At 62.6% G+C, this 18,951-nt stretch carries 16 protein-coding genes, 4 tRNA genes and 1 pseudogene; 12 read left to right on the top strand and 9 right to left on the bottom strand.

Features of this window, described 5'->3' with window-relative positions; all coding sequences use genetic code 11:
• Positions 1 to 19: 19 nt before the first annotated feature.
• On the bottom strand, positions 20 to 256 hold the full coding sequence (locus O5O53_RS03160; protein WP_181889505.1) for a hypothetical protein: 237 nt from the start codon (positions 254 to 256) through the stop codon (positions 20 to 22).
• A 25-nt stretch (positions 257 to 281) separates the two neighbouring features.
• Here O5O53_RS03160 and O5O53_RS03165 point away from each other — a divergent pair, with 25 nt between their 5' ends.
• Complete coding sequence (locus O5O53_RS03165) at positions 282 to 1,064, top strand: hypothetical protein (RefSeq protein ID WP_269508956.1); 783 nt, start codon at positions 282 to 284, stop codon at positions 1,062 to 1,064.
• Positions 1,065 to 1,075: 11 nt separating this feature from the next.
• Positions 1,076 to 1,504, top strand: coding sequence for a GtrA family protein (locus O5O53_RS03170; RefSeq protein ID WP_269508958.1), 429 nt, complete (start codon positions 1,076 to 1,078; stop codon positions 1,502 to 1,504).
• On the opposite strand, the gene glfT1 is transcribed toward O5O53_RS03170, so the two are convergent.
• Positions 1,491 to 2,393, bottom strand: a complete 903-nt coding sequence (gene glfT1, locus O5O53_RS03175) for a galactofuranosyltransferase GlfT1 (protein WP_269508960.1) — start codon at positions 2,391 to 2,393, stop codon at positions 1,491 to 1,493. The genes O5O53_RS03170 and glfT1 overlap by 14 nt on opposite strands.
• A 228-nt stretch (positions 2,394 to 2,621) precedes the next feature.
• Between glfT1 and O5O53_RS03180 the strand changes: the two genes are divergently transcribed.
• Entirely contained in the window at positions 2,622 to 3,422 is an 801-nt protein-coding gene (locus tag O5O53_RS03180; RefSeq protein ID WP_269508962.1) for an endonuclease domain-containing protein, read from the top strand.
• Positions 3,423 to 3,550: 128 nt separating this feature from the next.
• Here the strand turns inward: O5O53_RS03180 and wzt are convergent, their stop codons facing one another.
• The gene (gene wzt / locus O5O53_RS03185) at positions 3,551 to 4,372 is read right to left on the bottom strand and encodes a galactan export ABC transporter ATP-binding subunit Wzt/RfbE (RefSeq protein WP_269508965.1); all 822 of its coding nucleotides are present in this window, start codon (positions 4,370 to 4,372) and stop codon (positions 3,551 to 3,553) included.
• Positions 4,373 to 4,406: 34 nt separating this feature from the next.
• Positions 4,407 to 5,255 carry a galactan export ABC transporter permease subunit Wzm/RfbD gene (wzm, locus tag O5O53_RS03190; RefSeq protein WP_269509061.1) on the bottom strand — a complete coding sequence of 283 codons (849 nt, stop codon included), beginning with the start codon at positions 5,253 to 5,255 and terminating at the stop codon, positions 4,407 to 4,409.
• 144 nt (positions 5,256 to 5,399) lie between these two features.
• Between wzm and O5O53_RS03195 the strand changes: the two genes are divergently transcribed.
• Entirely contained in the window at positions 5,400 to 6,611 is a 1,212-nt protein-coding gene (locus tag O5O53_RS03195; protein ID WP_269508967.1) for an aminotransferase class V-fold PLP-dependent enzyme, read from the top strand.
• Here O5O53_RS03195 and O5O53_RS03200 read toward each other — a convergent pair.
• Positions 6,608 to 7,543 carry an NAD(P)H-quinone oxidoreductase gene (locus O5O53_RS03200; RefSeq protein ID WP_269508970.1) on the bottom strand — a complete coding sequence of 312 codons (936 nt, stop codon included), beginning with the start codon at positions 7,541 to 7,543 and terminating at the stop codon, positions 6,608 to 6,610. The genes O5O53_RS03195 and O5O53_RS03200 overlap by 4 nt on opposite strands.
• Before the next feature lie 122 nt (positions 7,544 to 7,665).
• Here O5O53_RS03200 and O5O53_RS03205 point away from each other — a divergent pair, with 122 nt between their 5' ends.
• Both O5O53_RS03205 and O5O53_RS03210 read left to right on the top strand, forming a co-directional pair.
• Positions 7,666 to 7,812: a hypothetical protein gene (locus O5O53_RS03205; RefSeq protein ID WP_269508972.1), complete on the top strand. Its 147-nt coding sequence runs from the start codon at positions 7,666 to 7,668 to the stop codon at positions 7,810 to 7,812.
• 85 nt (positions 7,813 to 7,897) lie between these two features.
• Positions 7,898 to 7,985: transfer RNA gene (locus tag O5O53_RS03210), tRNA-Ser, on the top strand.
• A gap of 1,331 nt (positions 7,986 to 9,316) precedes the next feature.
• On the opposite strand, the gene O5O53_RS11680 is transcribed toward O5O53_RS03210, so the two are convergent.
• Complete coding sequence (locus O5O53_RS11680) at positions 9,317 to 9,769, bottom strand: hypothetical protein (RefSeq protein ID WP_269508973.1); 453 nt, start codon at positions 9,767 to 9,769, stop codon at positions 9,317 to 9,319.
• Here O5O53_RS11680 and O5O53_RS11685 point away from each other — a divergent pair.
• Positions 9,759 to 11,966: an SdrD B-like domain-containing protein gene (locus O5O53_RS11685; RefSeq protein ID WP_269508975.1), complete on the top strand. Its 2,208-nt coding sequence runs from the start codon at positions 9,759 to 9,761 to the stop codon at positions 11,964 to 11,966. The two genes, O5O53_RS11680 and O5O53_RS11685, sit on opposite strands and share 11 nt — an antisense overlap.
• A gap of 67 nt (positions 11,967 to 12,033) precedes the next feature.
• Here the strand turns inward: O5O53_RS11685 and O5O53_RS03225 are convergent, their stop codons facing one another.
• On the bottom strand, positions 12,034 to 12,531 hold the full coding sequence (locus O5O53_RS03225; RefSeq protein WP_269508977.1) for a hypothetical protein: 498 nt from the start codon (positions 12,529 to 12,531) through the stop codon (positions 12,034 to 12,036).
• Positions 12,532 to 12,616: 85 nt separating this feature from the next.
• Between O5O53_RS03225 and O5O53_RS03230 the strand changes: the two genes are divergently transcribed.
• Positions 12,617 to 12,707: transfer RNA gene (locus O5O53_RS03230), tRNA-Ser, on the top strand.
• A gap of 2 nt (positions 12,708 to 12,709) precedes the next feature.
• A tRNA-Arg gene (locus O5O53_RS03235) sits at positions 12,710 to 12,782 on the top strand.
• 150 nt (positions 12,783 to 12,932) lie between these two features.
• Here the strand turns inward: O5O53_RS03235 and O5O53_RS03240 are convergent.
• Positions 12,933 to 13,112, bottom strand: a pseudogene (locus O5O53_RS03240) (helix-turn-helix domain-containing protein); the annotation flags it as partial.
• A 359-nt stretch (positions 13,113 to 13,471) separates the two neighbouring features.
• A complete protein-coding gene (locus O5O53_RS03245; RefSeq protein WP_269508979.1) occupies positions 13,472 to 15,934 on the bottom strand; it encodes a hypothetical protein in 2,463 nt (820 codons plus the stop codon).
• Positions 15,935 to 16,117: 183 nt separating this feature from the next.
• On the opposite strand from O5O53_RS03245, the gene mgtE reads away from it, so the two are divergent.
• The 3 genes from mgtE to O5O53_RS03260 all read left to right on the top strand — a co-directional run.
• Positions 16,118 to 17,434, top strand: a complete 1,317-nt coding sequence (gene mgtE, locus O5O53_RS03250; RefSeq protein WP_269509064.1) for a magnesium transporter — start codon at positions 16,118 to 16,120, stop codon at positions 17,432 to 17,434.
• A 98-nt stretch (positions 17,435 to 17,532) separates the two neighbouring features.
• Positions 17,533 to 17,608 (top strand) — tRNA-Arg (locus O5O53_RS03255).
• Positions 17,609 to 17,870: 262 nt separating this feature from the next.
• Positions 17,871 to 18,951: carboxypeptidase-like regulatory domain-containing protein (locus O5O53_RS03260; protein WP_269508981.1), on the top strand; the 1,081-nt coding region annotated here is incomplete at its 3' end.

Raw genomic sequence — 18,951 nt, forward strand, 5'->3', positions numbered from 1 at the left:
GCCCTCAACCATAGTCATACTAAAGGTCCATAATCGCGCGAATCTCCGCGGGCAACTCCTCCTGGCTGGAAATCACAGGTTTGCCGGCTGCCTTGTGCTCGCGCAGGATCTCGTAGATCCGGGTGCGGCCTTTGGAGTCCACGAAGGGCAGTTCCTCCGCCATGAGGCGGACCATGAAGTCGGACAACGGGGCGTCGATACGCTGTGCTGCCTCGTGGATCGCGTTGGGGTCGTCGCCTTTGTAATGCTTCCTCATGGAAAGAAAGCCTATATTGGGCGCCATGTCCAGCACCCTCTACCGCTCAGACCACCTCGCGCCGGTGATCCGCCTCACCGAGCGCCGGGCTGGTGCGACGCTGCTTGTGCGCGTCGGCCTGGTGTCGGATGAGGTTGTGTACCGGTGGGTGGGCATCGATGAGGACGCGACCATCGCGGACTGCTGCGAGATCGTGGGGGAGGTGTTCGGCGTCGAGGAGGTGGGTGCGGATGCGCCCCAGGAGCGTTTGCTTTGCGACGTCCTAAAGTCTCCCGGCGATTCCACCCACTTCTCACACGGTCTGTGGTCCTTCGAGATGCAGCTGGCCAACGTGTACCCGCGCGACGAGTCCACGCCGCCGTCCGTGTGCGTGGCGGGCTCCGGTTCGTTCGGGTCCCATTCCTTCGACATCGGCGCAGTCAACGCCCGGCTGATGGGGGAGGTCGAAGTGCCGGGGCTGCGCGCCGAGGTTCGCGAGTTCATGGCGCGGGCGCGCGGCCACGACTTCGCCCCGCTGCTGCAGGCCCTGGATGTGGGTGCGGGGGAGCGGATCGAGGCGTTGCCGGTGGAGACCGGGCGCGTGGAGAGGGACGCCTTTTGGTCCCTGGTGTTCGCCCTGACCTGCTGCGCGGGCGGGGAGACCGCGCACATCGCGGAGAGCATCTTCGCCTCCCTGGGGCACGGCGAGTTGCCGATCGGGGAGATCCGGGGGCTGTGCGCCAAGTCGCTCGCTGAGCTGGATGAAATCGGCGGCGAACGGAGCGCGGCGGCGATGCTGGATATCTACCGCCAGCTCATCCGCGGGTAGGGTATTCGCCCGTGGCCTCAAGTTCTACCCTGAAACAGCAGCTCATCCCGTTCCTTGTTATCGGCGTGAGCTGCGCAGTCATCGACTTCGGCATCACCCACAGCCTCATCGAGTTCATGGGGGTGCAGCGCGACCTGGCCAAGGCGGTGGGCTGGGTCTTCGGCACGCTCGCCGCGTACGTGCTCAACTCCAAGTTCTCCTTCGACGCCAAAATCAACGCGAAGAAGGCCGGCGCCGTGTTCGTTCTTTACGCCGTGACGTTTGCGGTGCAGATGGTGCTGTGGCGCATCACGGACTCGCCGCTGACCAACCTGGGGCTGGTCAACCCGTGGAAGAACCTGGTCTCGTTCGTGATTGCCCAGGGCGTGGCCACCGTGACCAACTTCGAGCTGCAGCGGCACCTGATCTTCCGCGAAGCCAAGAAGACTATGGCCGCCTAAAGTCCTCACGCGCGCCGCGGCGCAGCAGCTTCAGCCAATCGATGAACGCCTTCGGGTCTTTCTTCTCCAGCAGGAAGAACCAGCCGAAGCGCACCACCTCCTGCAGCTGCATCTTCTTCATGCCGCGCTGGTTAATGATGTAGCCGCGGTTCCGGTACGTGAAATACCGCTTGGTGGGGTTGTCCGGGAACTGGGCGTGGGCGCGTCCGCCCATGATCGGGTGGAACTCGCCCGAGCCGTCCGGGTGCAGGTAGAACGTGGTCAGCGCTGTGCCGTAGGGGAGTCCGGATTGTGCCAGACGACGGTGGTACTCCACCTCGTCGCCCCGGATAAACAGACGGTAATCCGGCACGCCGATGCGCTCCATCGCTTCCGCCGAGATCAGCGCGCCGTTGAACAGGCTGGCGTACTGGGGCAGGAAGTCGCCTTCGAGCTCATCGACGCGGCGGTGCCAGGTCGTGCCTTGTCTTAGTGGAAACGCGAGCTTCTCCGGGTCGTCGATGTTGGCCACCACCGGGGAAACCTCCGCCAGCTGGTGCTTTTGGGCGGTTCGGTACAGCTCTTTGAGGACGTGCTCATCCTTGGGGCGGCCGTCGTCGTCCGCGCACCAGATGGCGTCCGCGCCCAGGGCCAGGGCGTGCAGGAATCCGTAGGCGAACCCGCCCGCGCCGCCCAGGTTCGTTTTGGACGGGAGGTAGACGGCGCGGTCGGCCGCGAGGTCGTCGAGAAGCTCCTGCACCTCTTCTTGCGCCCCGTTGTCCACCACGATCACCCAATCCACCGGATGCGTCTGGTTGACCACCTGCTCCAACGAGTGTTTCAGCAGGTCAACGCGGCGGTGGGTGACAATCACGGCGGCGGTCGTGCCGTTCGGATTCAACGCAGTCATGCTTTTTATTGTGCCCGAGGGATCCAAACGCGCATTCTTCACGTCTAAGTAGGCATGGTGAATTTGTATGACGGGATGAATGTCGGTCCAGAGAACAGTCTGCTCCCCGCCGGGAACCTGCCTCAGGGGATGCAAACGATGCAGGTGAGCGCGCGATTCCACATGCTCGCGCGGGAGCAGAGATCCTACGAGTTAGCCAGGGCGGACTCGCTAAACCACCCGCGGGGAGTGATCTACCAAGTCCCTGCCGCGTATCGTGCCGTCGCCTTCGGCATAGAGAACCCCTCCACCGTGGTCCTCGCCCATGGCGCGCTCGCGCTGTACGGGCTCAGGTACCGGGTGGAGGGCAAGGACACTGTGCTCATGGACCCATCCGCGGAACGCAACTCACACGGCAACATCTACAAGCCGTCGATTGTGCGCCGGGGGTGCAAACCCGAGCACGTTTGGCAGGTCAGCCATTGTGGCTACGCGCTGCAGGTGGCCAGCCCTGCGGCGGCGACGGCGCAGGCGTTGAGGGAGATCCGGAGGACGTCGCAAGGCAATGACCGCACCTTCGCAGGCCACAGCCTGGACCTGGTGGAAGCGATCACGCTCCTCGACTGCGTGCGGCGCCACCTGGACATCGACCCAACGGACATCATGCAAGCGAGCTCAGGGACCGTGTGCCAGCGGTGGCTCACCCGCGCGCTTGCGAAGTCGAGCAAGCTGGCGGACTCGCCGAAGGAGACCGAAATGCGCCTGCTCGCCCAGATGGTGTGCGACAAGTTCGGATTGCGGCTGGAGGAACAGGTTGTCGTCCGGGACGGCGGTAAGATCGTGACCACGTTTGACCTGGCCATCCCAGAACTCGGGATCGGGATCATGTACGACGGTGCCCACCACGGTGAGGCGAAGCAGTGGCACAAAGACGCCGAGATCAACACCGATCTCACCATTTGCGGGTGGCGGGTGCTGCGCTTCACCTCGGCGTCGTTGCACAAGTTAGTGGAGAAGCTCGAGGCGCTGATCCGCAAGCTCCAGTCCTGACAGATTACGGCAGCGGTTTGTGCCGACCTGGGGGTTTAGGGCCGGTCTGACAGATTCGGCCGTGAAGTGTCAAGAGGGGTGGGGCAGTCCTGACAGATTACGCCGGCGGTTTGCGGCGACCTGGGGGTTTAGGGGCCGTCTGACAGATTCGGCCGCGAAGTGTCATCGCCGTGGAAGCGCTCGACCAGCTCCGCGACGTACTCGCCGGTCTCGGGGCCCTCGTACGCGCCCACGACATCGGCGACCAGGCCGGCTTCGCGGATCTCGCCTTTGTCCACCCACAGGGCGGTGTTGCACAGCTGGGCCAGGAAGTCGTTGGAGTGGGAGGCGAAGACCAGGATGCCGGACTTTTTCACCATCTCGGCGAGCCGGACGCGGGCTTTGGCCATGAAGGCGGCGTCGACGGCGCCGATGCCCTCGTCCAGCAGCAGGATCTCGGGCTCGATGGAGGTGACCACGCCCAGCGCCAGGCGGACGCGCATGCCGGTGGAGTAGGTGCGAAGGGGCATGTTGAGGTAGTCGCCGAGCTCGGAAAACTCGGCGATTTCGTCCATCTTCGCCTTCATCTGCTTGCGCGTCTGGCCCAGGAACAACCCGCGGATGATGATGTTTTCGTAGCCGGAGATCTCCGGGTCCATGCCCACGCCCAGGTCGAAGACGGGAGCGACGCGGCCGCGCACGTCGGCGACGCCGCGCGTCGGCTCGTAGATGCCCGAGAGCAGGCGCAGCAGGGTGGACTTGCCGGCGCCGTTGTGGCCGACCAGGCCGACGCGGTCGCCTTCCCTCAAATGCAGGTTGATGTCGCGCAGCGCCTCCACGACCACGGTGTTGGAGGCGTTCTGGCCGATCTTGCCGCCGGCGGAAGACATCACGGCCTTCTTCAGGGAGCGGGACTTGGCGTCGAAGATGGGGAAGTCGACGCAGGCGTTGTAGGTGTCGATGGAAACCATTTCCGAATCCTTTCTGTGGCGCGGCGGAGCCGTGTCACACCCAGTACGGCACGCGGAAGCGCCAGCGCTTCATGGCAAGCAGGGTGATCAGGACGCCGGCGACGGTGCAGGCAAGGACGATGCCCCAGTGGTAGGCGGCCAACGGTTCGTCGATAAGCGGGGCCCTCACGATCTCAAGATAGTGGTAGAGGGGGTTGACCTCGGCGAGCATGGCGCGTTGGGCGACTTCGCCGCTCTGGTCTTTGAGGGTGCGGGTGGTCCAGACGATCGGGGTGACGTAGAAGAGCAGCTGCACCAGGGCTTCCAGCAGCGGGGCGACGTCGCGGAAGCGGGTGGCCACCATGCCGAAGAACATGGCCACCCACACGCCGTTGACCACGAGCAGGGCCAGGCCAGGGATGAACAGCAGGGTGTGCAGGGTCAGCGGGATGCGGAAAATCAGTACCAAAAGCAGCCAGATCACCATGTTGTGGGCCAAAAACAGCAGCTGGCGCCACACCAGGCGGTACACGTGCACCGACAGGGCCGATGGGAGCTGCTTGATCAGGCCCTCGTTTTCGATGAAGACGTTCGCGCCGTCTTTGATGCAGCCGGAGATGAAGCCCCAGACGATGAATCCGACGGTGACGTGCGGGAGGAACTCCGCGACGTCGATTTGGAACAGCATGGAGTAGAGCAGACCCAGCGCCAGCGACATCACGCCGGTGGCGATGGTGATCCACAGCGGGCCGAGGGTGGACCTTTTATACCGCTGCTTGATGTCCTGCCATCCCAGTTGCAGCCAGAGCTCGTGTTGGCCCCAGCCGCGGATGAGGTCGTCGAACGCGCGCCGGAAGGTCTTGGACTTCGACGGCGGCGTGTCTTCGCCCGGAGGGCTGGTCATGCGGGCGACGTCTTGGCGCAGCTGTTCTTGGTTGTGCACGCAGATCACCCTAGTGCACTGTATTTGCGCACCCGAGCTGGCGGTGTGCGCCGTGTCGGACGGGCGTGCATAATTGGGACATTCTTGCCTGAAGGGAGGTCGGCCGTGGCGTATGACGTGTGGGGAGTGCGTGGACTCTACACATCGCTCGGTAGCGGCTGGACGTACCTGAACGCCCACACGCAGCCGCAGGTGCCGGAGAAGGTGGCCACGGCGGTTTCGCGAAGCTTCCGCAGCGCGGCGCTGGTGCCGCCGCCGGAGCCGGTGCTGGGATCGCACTCCAAGGAGGCACTGGGACAGCCGGAGGGCGTGCAGTACCCGGAGGCGGCGCGGGTGGCCATTGCGGACCTGACCGGCGTGATGGCGGATCAGGTGGTGCTCGGCCCGAGCGTGTCTGCGCTGTACTCGGCGCTGGTCAACGCGATGAAGCCGATGCTGCGCCGCAACTCCTCTGTGGTGCTGAACCCGCTGGACCGCCCGCACCTGACCAAGCGCCTGCAGCGCGCCGGGCTGGACGAGGTCTGGGCGCAGGCGGACCTGGCCACCGGCGACCTGCCGGCGTGGCAGTACAGCGAGATCGCGGACGGTTCCACCCGCCTGGTGTCCGTGCCGGCGGCGCACGCGGAGCTGGGCAACGTGGTGCGGGTGGCGGACATCGCGGAGGCTGTGCGCGCGAAGTCGAGGGCGTGGGTGCTTGTGGACGCCACCGCGTACGCCCCCTACCGCCCCCTCGACCTCGAGGCCTGGGGCGCGGACGTGGCCGCGGTGGACATCGCCCAGCTGGGCGGGCCGGATATCGCCGCGCTGATTTTCCGCGACTCCGCCATGTTCAAGCGCCTGGACATGGAGGCGCTGGACCTGGAGGTTTCCCAGGGGCTGGCCGGTGCGGTGCCGGCGGTGGTGGACCACTACGCCTCCCTGGTGGAGGGGTTCTCCGGCCGTGCGACCCGCCGCAACCGCCTGAAGCACTCCCTGGACGCGACCACCGCCTACCTCAACGGCCTGCGGGATGACCTGCACACGTTCTTGGGAACCCTGCCCGCCGTGCACATCGTTGGTGTGAGCGGCGAGGCGGCCGCGGACGCGCGCGTGGAGCGCATCCCGCGCCTGGCGTTCGGCGTGACGGGCGTGCCCAGCGAAACTGTGCTGCAGCGGCTGCTTGCCAACGGCATCGTGGCCACGAAGACGTGCGCCACACCGCTTCTCGACGACATGGGCGTCGCCGACATGGGCGGCGCCGTGACCATTGCCATGTCCCCGTTTAACACCCAGAACGACATCGAGCAGCTGGTGCGGACGGTGGCGTCCCTGGCCTAAACCGTCAGGATGATCTTCCCGGTGTTGTCGCCGGAATCCAGGTGCTGGTGGGCCAGCTTGGCGTCTGCGAGCGGGAAGCGCGCGGAGATGTTCGGGGAGATCTTGCCGGACTCGATCAGCGGCCACACATTTTCCACCGTGGAGGCGACAATCGCCGCTTTCATCGGGCGCGGCCGCGCGCGAAGGGTGGTCGCGGTGACGGACAGGCGGCGCGGCATCATCCGCCCCAGCGACAGCGTGCCCTTCGGCCCGCCCTGCACCGCGATGACGATGAGGTGCCCGTCCGTGTTCAGCGTCTTGATGTTCTGCTCCAGGTACGGCCCGCCGACCACGTCCAGGATCGCGTCGGCCCAGCCGGGCAGCTCCTCGGCGAAGTCCTGCTCCTTGTAGTTGATCAGGATGTCGGCGCCGAGTTCGCGGCAGTACTCGAGCTTCTCTTGGCTTCCGGCGGTCACCGCGACCTCGCAGCCGAGCGCCTTGCACATCTGGATGGCGAAGGAGCCGATGCCGCCCGCGCCGCCGTGGATGAGCACGCGGTCGCCCTCGGAGATCCCGGCGATCATGCCCAGGTTCGACCACACCGTGCACGCCACCTCGACCACGCCGGCGGTCTCCTCCACGGTCAGGCCCGAAGGGGTCGGCGTGAGCTGGCCTTCCGGCACCGCCACGTACTCCGCGTAGCCGCCGCCAGCGAGCAGGCAGCCGACCTCCTCGCCCTCCTTGCGGCCAGTCGTGCCCGGATCCACGATCACACCAGCGCACTCCAGCCCCATAATCTCGGACTCGCCCTTCGGTGGCGGGTACTTCCCGGCGGCCTGCATCAGGTCGCCGCGGTTCACGCCGGCGGCGACGACCTTGACCAGGACTTCGCCTTCGCGGAGGTCGGGCGTAGCGACGTCGATAAGCTTCAGTTCCTCATTGATTGCTTTCATGCGGCCAGGGTAGCTGGGCGGAGGGAGCTCCATGTGTGTGATGAAAAAATTTCTACGAACAGTCAGCGTACAGGTAACGGTTGGAATAAGCTAAGGGTGTTCCCTAACGTAAAGGAATTTTCATGATCACCACGATCCTCAGCCTCATGTCCTCCGCCGCTTTCATCTGGTCCATCCTCGAGGTGTTCACCGTCACTCAGCAGCGCCCGGGCATCTCCATTCCGGATGCAGCTCGAGTTGCAGCGGCTAAGCACGGTATCCACTTCTAACGAAGCCGTGCGTCAGCGGGTCTCGCCAGAAGGTGGGGCCCGTTTTCTCATGCTGTAAGGTAAACCCGTCGCTTTTCAGCGGCTTGGAGACGTGGCAGAGTGGCCGAATGCACCGGTCTTGAAAACCGGCGAGGTTAATCCCTCCAGGGGTTCAAATCCCCTCGTCTCCGCCAACTTCTTTTTGGGGGCATTTGCTTAACGACGCCTTCGGTTTCCCTCCCTTCCTTAAATCCCGGTGAATTTATTGGGGTTGCCTAGGAATTGCGTCGGATACAGGTGTAACCTCCAACACACGTCCGTCTCTGAGTTGTACGCCAATTGGTGTGATCAGAGCGGGGAAATGGACACAGTTGGAACGCTCACTGATGTGGAGGACAGGGATGAGCGAGAAGCAAAGGAAGAACCGATGGTGGCGTAGCGTCGCCGCGGTAGTAAGCACGGTGGTGCTGGGCATCGGTGGCGTGGCGGTGCCGGGGGGTGGGCTGGTGCCTAGCGCAACAGCTCAGAGTGGAGAAACCGGTCAAAACTGGGACTCCGTAGACGCGCCCACGTGGAACTTTGCGGTTGAAATCACGCCAGATAACGACGAGCCGACCGGTGACTTTAACTACCGGCTAACTTTTGACGCGCGACCACCTCAAACACCGGCGAGCGATACTCCAGGTTCTTCTAATCTGCAGAATTTTTATGCTTTCATTCGGTCGGAGGACGGAAAAACGGAGATTTCTCAGCCTTCGGCAGAAAATTTCAATTGGGCTTCGGGCACGACCCATGCCGTTACTGAAGCAACGCAGGTTGATGGTGGGTGGATCGTCCGGTTTGGGAATGAAATACCTAATGGAGATTATCCAATCTCTGCTGAAATCCCCGCGCGAGTTGTGCCTGGTCAAACGGGACCCTTTGAAGCATTCGCAGATGCTGGTGCCGAGCTCTCCCCCAAAGTCGGATGGGAAAAGATCGATGGAAAGCTAGAGTCTCTGCCCTCTAATGATCTGCATTTCCACTACACAGACAATGGTTGCGTCGGTGAGCAACACTCAACTCTTAAGTTGAACGGTGGCGGATACGGGGAACAGCTGGTTCAGCTCTTCTTGGGGACGGATGATTCCGATTTCTACTGGGCCCAAGGCAGCCCCAATCCCAACCGCTTGGAAGAGTGGAAACAAAAAGGCTTCATCTTTGGGGATGGCTATTCGCTCCGAATTACCGACCCAGATGGTAACGCCATCACACAAGAGGTTTTTGAAAAACGTCTGGACGACGTGGGTGCACCGCGCAAGCCCTATCAGTTCCCGGATGGCACTGCCCCACGGTGGCTAAATGCTTTTGAATGGCCAGCTAAGGATCCTGCAAACGTTGTAGAAAGCGACGAGGTTTGGCTGAGGGATGGAACCACTATTGAGTATCACCAACTTGTTGGAGATAACCAGTGTCGCTTCACTGCAGGTAAGCCCTTTGGACACGTGCACACACACTTGGTGACGGGGCGTGGTCCTGTGTCAGCTTATGACGACGCGAGCGTAACCTTTGCTGAGGTTGAACCTACGACGGTGACCACCGAGTCAGTAACTGCGACGACCACAGTTGCTACCACATCAGTGACGGCCAGGGTGACTCCGACGACGGTAACGACGACGCCGACCACAATCCCCACTACTGTGACTACGACGCCGACGGTGGGTGCAACGACAACGGTAACTACCACGCCCGTGGCTACCGCGTCGACGACTACGTTTACTCCTGTAAAAACAGCACCGGCCACCACCACGACACCTGTGGAAATCGCCGGTACGACCACGACTACTCCGACGTCGACGGCACCCACATTTGTGACTACGCCGACATCGACGGCGGGCACGGTGACCACGACGGTCGGGACGAAGAGTGTCACTGCAACCACGACCCCGACGACGGTTACCACCACTCCGACCGAGACTGCTTCGACTGTGACGGTCACTCCCACCTCCACCGAGGACTGCGGTTGCGAGCCGACGACCACCACCAAGACTGAGAAGGTCCCGGTACCCGTGCCAACGACGGTTCACACCACAACGACTGCTGAAGCTCCGAAGCGCGGCACCATTGGTGACCGGGTGTGGGAGGACACCAACGGTGATGGTGTTGAGGATCCGGGCGAGAAGACTGGTATTCCGAATGTGCCGGTGGTGATCGTCGATAAGGATGGCAACGAGGTCACCCGCACGGTTACCGATAAGGACGGTAACTGGAAGGTTGATGTTGAGCCGGGTGAGTACACCGTGCGTTACGAGCCGGGTGATCGCACTCCGAGTGATAAGGAGCAGGTCGAGCGCACCATCGTTATCGAGCCGGGCGAGGAAAACTTCGATGTGGACCTGGGCATCCTGCCGTCTGGTTCTGTCGGTGACCGTGTCTGGAATGATGCGAACGGCGACGGTAAGCAGGGCGAGGATGAGCAGGGCCTCGAGAATGTTGTGGTCCTGGTGTCGCGTGAGGGTGAGCCGACCCGTTCTGCAGTGACCGATGAGAACGGTGATTGGAAGATTGAGGGCCTGAACCCGGATGCTGAGTACGAGGTTCGCTTTATCAAGCCTGAGGGCTGGGAGGCCACCGGGAAGGTGCCGGGCTCGGATGAGTCTGGTCTGATCTCGAAGGTGACGGTGAAGCCGAACGAGTACAACGACTCCTACGATCTCGGTCTGAAGAAGATCGATCCGGACTGCGGCTGTGAGCCGGAGGAGCCGGGAACGATCGGCGACCGCGTGTGGATCGACGAGAACGGTGACGGCAAGGAAGACCCGAATGAGAAGACGGGTGTTCCGGGTGTGACCGTGATTGTGAAGGATCCGGATGGCAACGAGGTCACTCGTACCGTCACCGACGAGGACGGTAACTGGAAGGTTGATGTTGAGCCGGGTGAGTACACCGTTCGCTACGAGCCGGGTGATCGCACTCCGAGCGACAAGGAGCAGGTCGAGCGCACCATCACGATTAAGCCGGGCGAGGAAAACTTCGATGTGGACCTGGGCATCCTGCCGTCTGGTTCCGTCGGCGACCGTGTCTGGAATGACGAGGACGGCGACGGCGAGCAGAGCGAGGATGAGAAGGGCCTCGAGAACGTTGTGGTCCTGGTGTCGCGTGAGGGTGAGCCGACCCGCTCCGCAGTCACCGATGAGAACGGTGATTGGAAGATCGAGGGCCTGAATCCGGACGCTGAGTACGAGGTTCGCTTTATTAAGCCTGAGGGCTGGGAGGTCACCGGGAAGGTTCCGGGCTCTGACGAGTCTGGTTTGGTCTCCAAGGTGACGGTGAAGCCGAATGAGTACAACGACTCCTACGACCTGGGTCTGAAGAAGATTGATCCGGATTGCGACTGCGAGCCGGTGAAGCCGGGCACGATCGGTGATCGTGTGTGGATCGACCTCAATGGCAACGGCAAGCAGGACCCGAACGAGACTGAGGGCGTGCCTGACGTCACCGTGATCGTCCGTGACAAGGATGGCAATGAGGTCACCCGCACTGTCACCGACGAGGACGGCAACTGGAAGGTCAACGTCGAGCCGGGCGACTACGAGATTGAGTACCGTCCGCGCGACTGGAAGCCGACCGACCCGCAGCGCGTGACCCAGAAGGTCACTGTTGAGGAGGGCAAGGAGTACCTGGACCTCGACCTCGGCGTGCAGAAGCCGAAGCCGGGTGAGCCGACCCCGCCGACGGATACGCCGGATCCGGAGCAGGGCTCGTCGACTGAGAAGCTGGATCGTTGTGTGGCTAACGCGGTGCGCTCGCCGCTGCTGTACTTGGTGCCGGTGGCGCTGCTGGGTGCGTTCGGCGGCGAGATCGCCCGTCCGTACATGGGCGCGATCAACGAGCAGGTCAACCAGATCAACGCACAGTTCCAGGAGGCTATGCGCCGCAACACCCCGGACTGGGGTCAGGGCGGCCGTGGTGGTCGCGACAACGACCAGTTCGCTGAGCTGCGCGGCCAGATCGACGCGGCAAACCGCCGCATCGCGGAGCTCGGCCAGGACCCGAACGTCCAGCGCTTCGGCACCGTCGCCGCTGGCATCATCGGCCTGATCGCCGCGGGCGGCGTGCTCTACGACTGGTGCTCCAACGAGGAGGGCGAGGCGTTCACCGCCGTCGGCGGCTCGTCCAGCAAGGACGCGGCGTAACCGCTAGCTAATCGACGAAAACCGGCCAGGCTACCAACCTGGCCGGTTTTTCTATTGCTGGTGCTGTTTAAACGAGCTCGTCCGGGAACAGCTCAGGCATGGTGTGGAATTGGCGGGTGCCGGGGAAGTCCGAAGGTACGTCGATAAGCAAATCCTTTGCTCGCTTCGTATCCGGACGATTCTGGCCGGCGACGACCTGCACCTTCTCAATCGGGAACTCGCCGCGCAGCTGCACCACCGCGGCACCGTCGTTGCGGTACGCGAAATTCTCGCCGAGCAGACCGGCGACCTCCGAAATGGACTCGGCGGAGCTGCCGAGGTTGTCCGCGCGCCACGAACCCTCAAGATCGCCGAGAGGGACGCCAAGGAGGACAATGCCGTCCGCGGTCTCGGCCAGCGCAGAAGTCTTCGGGGTGAAATAGAACGGCACGGACGCGCTCTCGCCGATCAGCGGGCCAACAGAGAGCGAATCCAGCTTGGCTGGGAACCAAACTAGGTAATCAGACGGGTCATTTGAAGTATCGCGGGCGGCGAGGCCGGAGGTGAGCCAAGTGTGGATTTTCATGCGCCCGAGTATACGGATTTCGCGCAGGGCGATCCGGGGTGTATTTGGACGCGCGGGGCCGACAGAGTAATGTGGAGCAAGGTCTGGAGATGTGCCAGAGTGGCCGAATGGGGCTCCCTGCTAAGGAGTTGCCCCCTTGACGGGGGCCGCAGGTTCAAATCCTGTCATCTCCGCCACCGCGCCCGTAGCTCAACGGATAGAGCATCTGACTACGGATCAGAAGGTTGGGGGTTCGAATCCCTCCGGGCGCACTCGTGTCATGAGTCGCGTCATGCTTGACGCATGAGTCGCGACATGCTGGACGGACCGGCATCCCAGTTGTTTTTATTCTGGGGTGCCGGTTTTGTTCATTTGGGGCGAAGTGGTGGGTCACCGTGTTTCCAGTAGGCCTGTTGGTAGTCGTGGGTGTGAGGGGCACGCGATTTCGGTGCGATTGCCTCGGCGCCGCCTGCGTCGTAGGCGTTGAGGATCTGATGGACGCGTTGCCGTGAGATGCCAAAGCGCTTGGCGACGTTGGTGGGTGTGCCGCCTTGGTCTCTGACGGCTCTGTCGATGGCGAGGTTGCGGTTGGGACTGTTCATGGTGTCAAACATGTCCCGACTCATCAGTCAAGCGTCACCGACACGGCTGAGGTAACCCTAAGTGTCAACAATGACGCGACTCACCTGTCAAGGATCACAACGCCTTCCGCAGGCACACCCCGTCAAATATGTCGTGACCTCAGGCACCTCCGGGCGCACTCGTGTTTTTCGTGCGGAAACCCCTGCTTGGCGGGGGCTTTCGGCGTTTGTGGGTGTGTTTGGGGGCGAGTCCTGACAGATTACGGCGGGCGTTTGCGGCGACCTGGGGCGATGGGGGCGCTCTGACAGATTCCGCCGCGATGTGTCGGGGGATATAGCGAAAAAGCCCCGCCGGTGGGCGGGGCCGGGGTGCGACCGTGTTAGCTCTGGCGGGTCTCCACCACCGGGGCGGCGACGGTCTCTGCCGGCTTGTTGTTGCTGCTGCCGCCGATGGTGACATCGACGCCGTTGACGCTCGGGATGCAGGTGCGGACGGCTGCGGTCACGAGCAGGGCAGCGACGACGCCAACAGCAGCGCCACCAACGGCGGTGAGCTGCGCGGGTTCGACGTTGAACTGACGGGCAGCGTCGTTGAATGCGCGCTCAGCCCGCTTGGCAGCCTCGTCGAGGCCCGGGACGTTAACCTGGCCAGCCAGCGCGAGCGGGATCAGCGCGACCAGCGGAAGACCCAGGCCCACCAGGGACGCGATGCAGCGCGGGTCGGATGAGCCGCCGTCGATGCCGACGTTGGCGTCGATGAGGTGGTCGCCGTTCTCTTCCTGACCGTTGCGCTTGCGGGAGGAGCCGACGCCCACCAAGCCCCCGTTGGCATTGCCAGTGACGAGCACCTCCGGATTTGCGTTGCCGGTTGCGACCACGCTGTTGTTCGACCCGTTGTTGTTGCCGATGTTCGACGGGTTCGCATTGTCAGTGATGACCACGGTCGGGTTGGCGTTGTTGGTTGCGACCACGTTGTTGTTCGACCCGTTGTTGTTGCCGATGTTCGACGGGTTCGCATTGTTAGTGATGACCACGGACGGGTTGGCGTTGTTGGTCACCACTGCGGAGTTGTTCGAGCCAGCATCGCGCAGGTTGTCGTTTGCATTGCCCGTGATGACCGGGTTGGCATTGCCCGTGACCACTGCAGAGTTGTTCGAACCAGCGTCGCGCAGGTTGTCGTTTGCATTGCCGGTAATGACCGGGTTGGCGTTGTCGGTGATGACCACGGACGGGTTGGCGTTGTTGGTCACCACTGCAGAGTTGTTCGAACCAGCGTCGCGCAGGTTGTCGTTGGCGTTGCCCGTAATGACCGGGTTGGCGTTGCCCGTGACGACGGCGCTGTTATTGGATCCGTTGTCGTTTGCATTGCCGGTGATCACGGGGTTGGCATTGCCGGTAATGACCACGGTCGGGTTCGCGTTGCCCGTGATTACCGGATTGGCATTACCCGTGATTACGGGGTTCGCATTGCCGGTAATGACCGGGTTCGCATTGCCGGTGACCACCGGGTTCGCGTTGTCAGTCACTACAACGGAGTTGTTGGAACCGTTGTCGCGCAGGTTGTCGTTCACGTTGCCGGTGATGACCGGGTTGACGTTGTCGGTGATGACCACCGACGGGTTGCCGTTGTTGGACAGGTTGTCCTTGATTTCGACAGTCGGGTTCGCATTGTTCGTGATCACCACGGACGGGTTGCCGTTGTTGGACAGGTTGTCCCGCGGGTTGACGTTGTCGGTGATGATCACATTCGGGTTGGCATTGTCAGTGATGATCACGTTTGGGCTGCCGTTGTTGTTGCCGATGTTCGACGGGTTCGCGTTGTTGGTGATCACAACGTTGATCAAGCGGCCAGCACCGCCGCCGTTTCCACCCTCACCGCCGCCGCTTCCGCCCTCGCTACCGCCAGTGAGGCCGCCGATGATGTCGCCCAGGCCGCCGAGTAGGGCGCCACCGGTACCGGCACCGATCAGGCTGCCCAGGATCGGCCCGAGGATGCTAGCGACGGTGCCCGCCGTTTCTGCGGGTGTCTTTGACGGGTTCTTGGCCGCGATCTTCAGGGTGGTCTTGAACGTGTCAGTGCCGTCGTTCACCTCGATGGGAAGGTCGAAGTCGCCTTCCTTGAACGTGGTTGGTGGGGTGACGCGGATGGTGGCGCCGTCGTTGGAGACGGTCCAGCCAGTCGGCAGAGCGGCGCCGCTCTTAGACACGCTGACGCCCTCCGGCAGTGTGATTCCCTCGACGGACTGCGCGGACGTGGACTTCTCAAAGTCCAGCGAATGGCGGGAATCCAGCTGCTTTTCCCATTCGGCGCCCGGGCGCTCGTCGATGATGTTGACGCGCAGCGTCGTGTCAAAGGTTTCGCCGGCGGCGGTGGTCACACGCACCGGGATGTCCTTCTCACCTGCACCAAAGGCGGCGGTGGACTTCGGACGGATCAGGGTCAGCGTGCCGTCGTCGTTCTTGAAGCCCCAGTTGAAGATGGTGTTCGCGCGCGGGGCGACGGTGTCGCCGGGCTGAAGCTGCAGCCCTTCGACTACAGCTTCATCGGTGTTCCAAAAGTTCGCGGTGTCGAAGCGCGGCTCGAAGGTAGTGGCAGTGGTGCCTTCGCTTGTCGACGGCTGCTCCGCCGGTGCCGGTTCCGCGTCACTCGTCGGCGTGGTCGGGACCGCCTCAGTGGTGGTCGGCTCGGCAGTAGCCTCAGCAGTGGCCTCGGTGGTGGTCGGCGCAGTGGTGGCCTCAGTGGTCTCCTGGGCCTGGACCGGGGAGACGAACGGTGCCACGAGGGCGATCGACAGGGCACCCGCCGCGATGACGGTGCGGCGGGAACGAACGGACTTTGCCATGGTGGCTCCTCAACGACTACTCAGGGGAACGTCAGCGATACATGACACATATCGCAGATCACGCGTAGATTTTTACATACTCCAGTCCAGAATGGCCCTTTCGCGCGCAAAAAGTTTCAGACTGGGTACCCTCGCCGTGTGACTACGGCCAACGCGGCGGCGATCGCGCACCTGGAAAAACAACTGAACCGGCACCGGTTGGACTCCGGCGACCTAGACGGGCTCCACGAGGGGCTGGCGGAAATCCCGTTGCACGATGTGGTGCATGTGGTGGAGCGTCAGCCGTCGAAACGCGGTGCTGTGCTCATCCGCCTGCTGCCGCCGGAGCGTGCCGCGGCGGCCTTCGACGCGCTGGATCCCGCCCACCAGGCGGGGATTGTGGAGGCGCTCGGGCGCGAGGACGTCGCCGGGCTGTTCAGCTCGCTCGGCGCGGAGGACCGCGTGCGCATGCTGGACAACCTGCCCGCGGAGATCGCGGAGCGGTTCCTGGGGGATCTGGACGAGGAAGCCCGCGCGGACACCGACCTGATTCTGGGCTACGAGAAGGGCTCGGTCGGCCGCGCGATGAGCCCCAATGTGGCGGCGGTTGGTCCGGGTGAGGGGGTGCGGGAGGTCGTCGAGAAGCTGAGGGCGAACGCCGACGACCTGGAGACCGTCTACACCATTGCAGTGGTGGACCCGGAGCGCACGTTGTGCGGCGTGGTGGGGCTTCGCGACCTGTTCAAGGCGACGCCGGACGCGCGCGTGGTTGACGTGATGCGGGAGCTGCCCTCGGTGCAGGTCAGCGACGACGCTGAGGACGCCGCACGACGCCTGCTGTCCTCGGGGCTGCTCGCGTTTCCGGTTGTCGACGACGGCAACCGTGTGGTGGGCATCTTCACCCACGACGAAGCCGCCGACATTGTCGAGCACGCCGACAGCGAGGACACCGCGCGCCAGGGCGGCGCCGAGTCCCTGAAGCAGCCGTACCTGTCCACCCCGGTGCTGAAGCTGGTGCGCTCGCGAATCGTGTGGCTGCTCGTGCTGGCGCTCTCCGCGATCCTGACCGTGCAGGTCCTGGGCGTTTTCGAGGACACGCTCGCGCAGGTGACGGTGCTGTCGCTGTTCATCCCGCTGCTCACCGGCACCGGCGGCAACACCGGCAATCAGGCGGCAACCACGGTGACAAGGGCGCTCGCGCTTCACGACGTCACCAAAGGCGACATCCTCAAAGTCATGTGGCGCGAACTGCGCGTCGGCGCGACTCTCGGAGCAGTGCTCGGGGTGCTCGGATTGGCCATCGCGTGGGCCGTTTTCGGGCAGGATATCGGAATAGTGATAGGAAGCACACTATTTTGTGTCTGCGCCATGTCCGCGACCGTCGGCGGCATGATGCCGATCGTGGCGAAGACCGTCGGCGCGGACCCGGCGGTGTTTTCCAACCCGTTCATCTCCACCTTCTGCGACGCGACCGGTCTGGTGATCTACTTCGCCATTGCGAAGTCGGTGCTCGGCTTGTAGGTGGGGTGTTGTTTGCCCGTTTGGCCTGCGGTTTTGGCGGTGAGTTCACCTGGGTGTAATGTTCTTTTTCGTTGTCCGCACGGCAACGAACTGAATACGCGCCCGTAGCTCAACGGATAGAGCATCTGACTACGGATCAGAAGGTTGGGGGTTCGAATCCCTCCGGGCGCACCAAGTTTTTAACGCCCCGAGCGTACCGCTCGGGGCGTTTTGTGTTTCTCTCAGGATTAGGTGGCGCCTGAGCGCTCATTGTTAGGAACTTTAGAAAACCTTTTAAAACTGAAAAAGCCCTGATTAAAGGCGTTTTCAAAGTTTGCACTTGCTTGAAAGCAGCTGTCCAAATTGGTAGGTTTTACGGCAGTTCCGCGGGAGAAGTGTGTTCTATGTACTTCTTCCTCGAATTTCTCCCATTTGCAAAACAACCATTGGAGCCATCTTGAAGAACGCTTCCTCCCCGTTCGAGTTCAACTCGGACGCTGCCGCCCAGGGACCCTTGAACCCTGGGCGTTACAACGCAATGTCCTCCGCGGGCCGTTCAGTACGCCGCGGCTTCTCCGGCAAGCGCACCGCAGTGGCGGGCATGACCGCTGTGTCGCTGGCGCTGGGTGGTTTGACCGTGCCGAGCGTTGTTGGTGGGGGTGGATCCGGGTTTGCTGAAGCCCAAACGGCGGATCAATGCGCCCAAAAGCCCTTGCGACTAAGTCTCACTAAGGGCACTTACATCAACCCTGACAATTCAAAAGATCGAACTGCCGACAGCTGGCAGGCGGTTATTAACCCGCCCAACAATGACCGATGTAAGCACCCGCTAAGCCGAGTAGTGCTCTATATCGGGGAGTCGCAGAGTAATCAGGGGTCAATCCCGGCGACCGACGAATATATTGTGCATGCAACCCCAGGTACAGGAGCAAATCCCAAGGATTACTACGTCGGAACTGCTACTGGTAACGCCGGCACCGCAGAATACAATGGTAAGACATATCGCACCATTACGTTGGATCTCCCGGAACGGATGGTTCTCCTAGGCGACCAAGCTCAAAAACAGGAGTCAGACGTACGCCGTATTTCGATTTGGAAGCGTGGCGCCGCGGACTCTATGCCTTATTCGGGTGCTCAAGTCGGTCGAGACGATTTTGTTTTGCAGCAATCCTCAACTGCGTCGGTGTCGGGCAAGATTGAGGGTTTGCCGAAGGACAAGTCTGTCACGGTGACCATTGGTGATAAGTCGACGACGGTTGATGCCAATGGTGAGTACACGATTGAGGGTGTGCCGGCTGGTGAGCAGCAGGTTGTGGTTTCTGATCTGCCGGGGTATTCGATTGAGTACCCGGGCACGGTGACTGTCAGCCCGGAGGGCACGCCGTCGGTTGATGTGACGGTGTCGCCGAACCCGTCGTCGGTGTCGGGCAAGATTGAGGGTTTGCCGAAGGACAAGTCTGTCACGGTGACCATTGGTGATAAGTCGACGACGGTTGATGCCAATGGTGAGTACACGATTGAGGGTGTGCCGGCTGGTG

The organism is Corynebacterium faecium (assembly GCF_027257105.1).
GTDB lineage: Bacteria > Actinomycetota > Actinomycetes > Mycobacteriales > Mycobacteriaceae > Corynebacterium > Corynebacterium lehmanniae.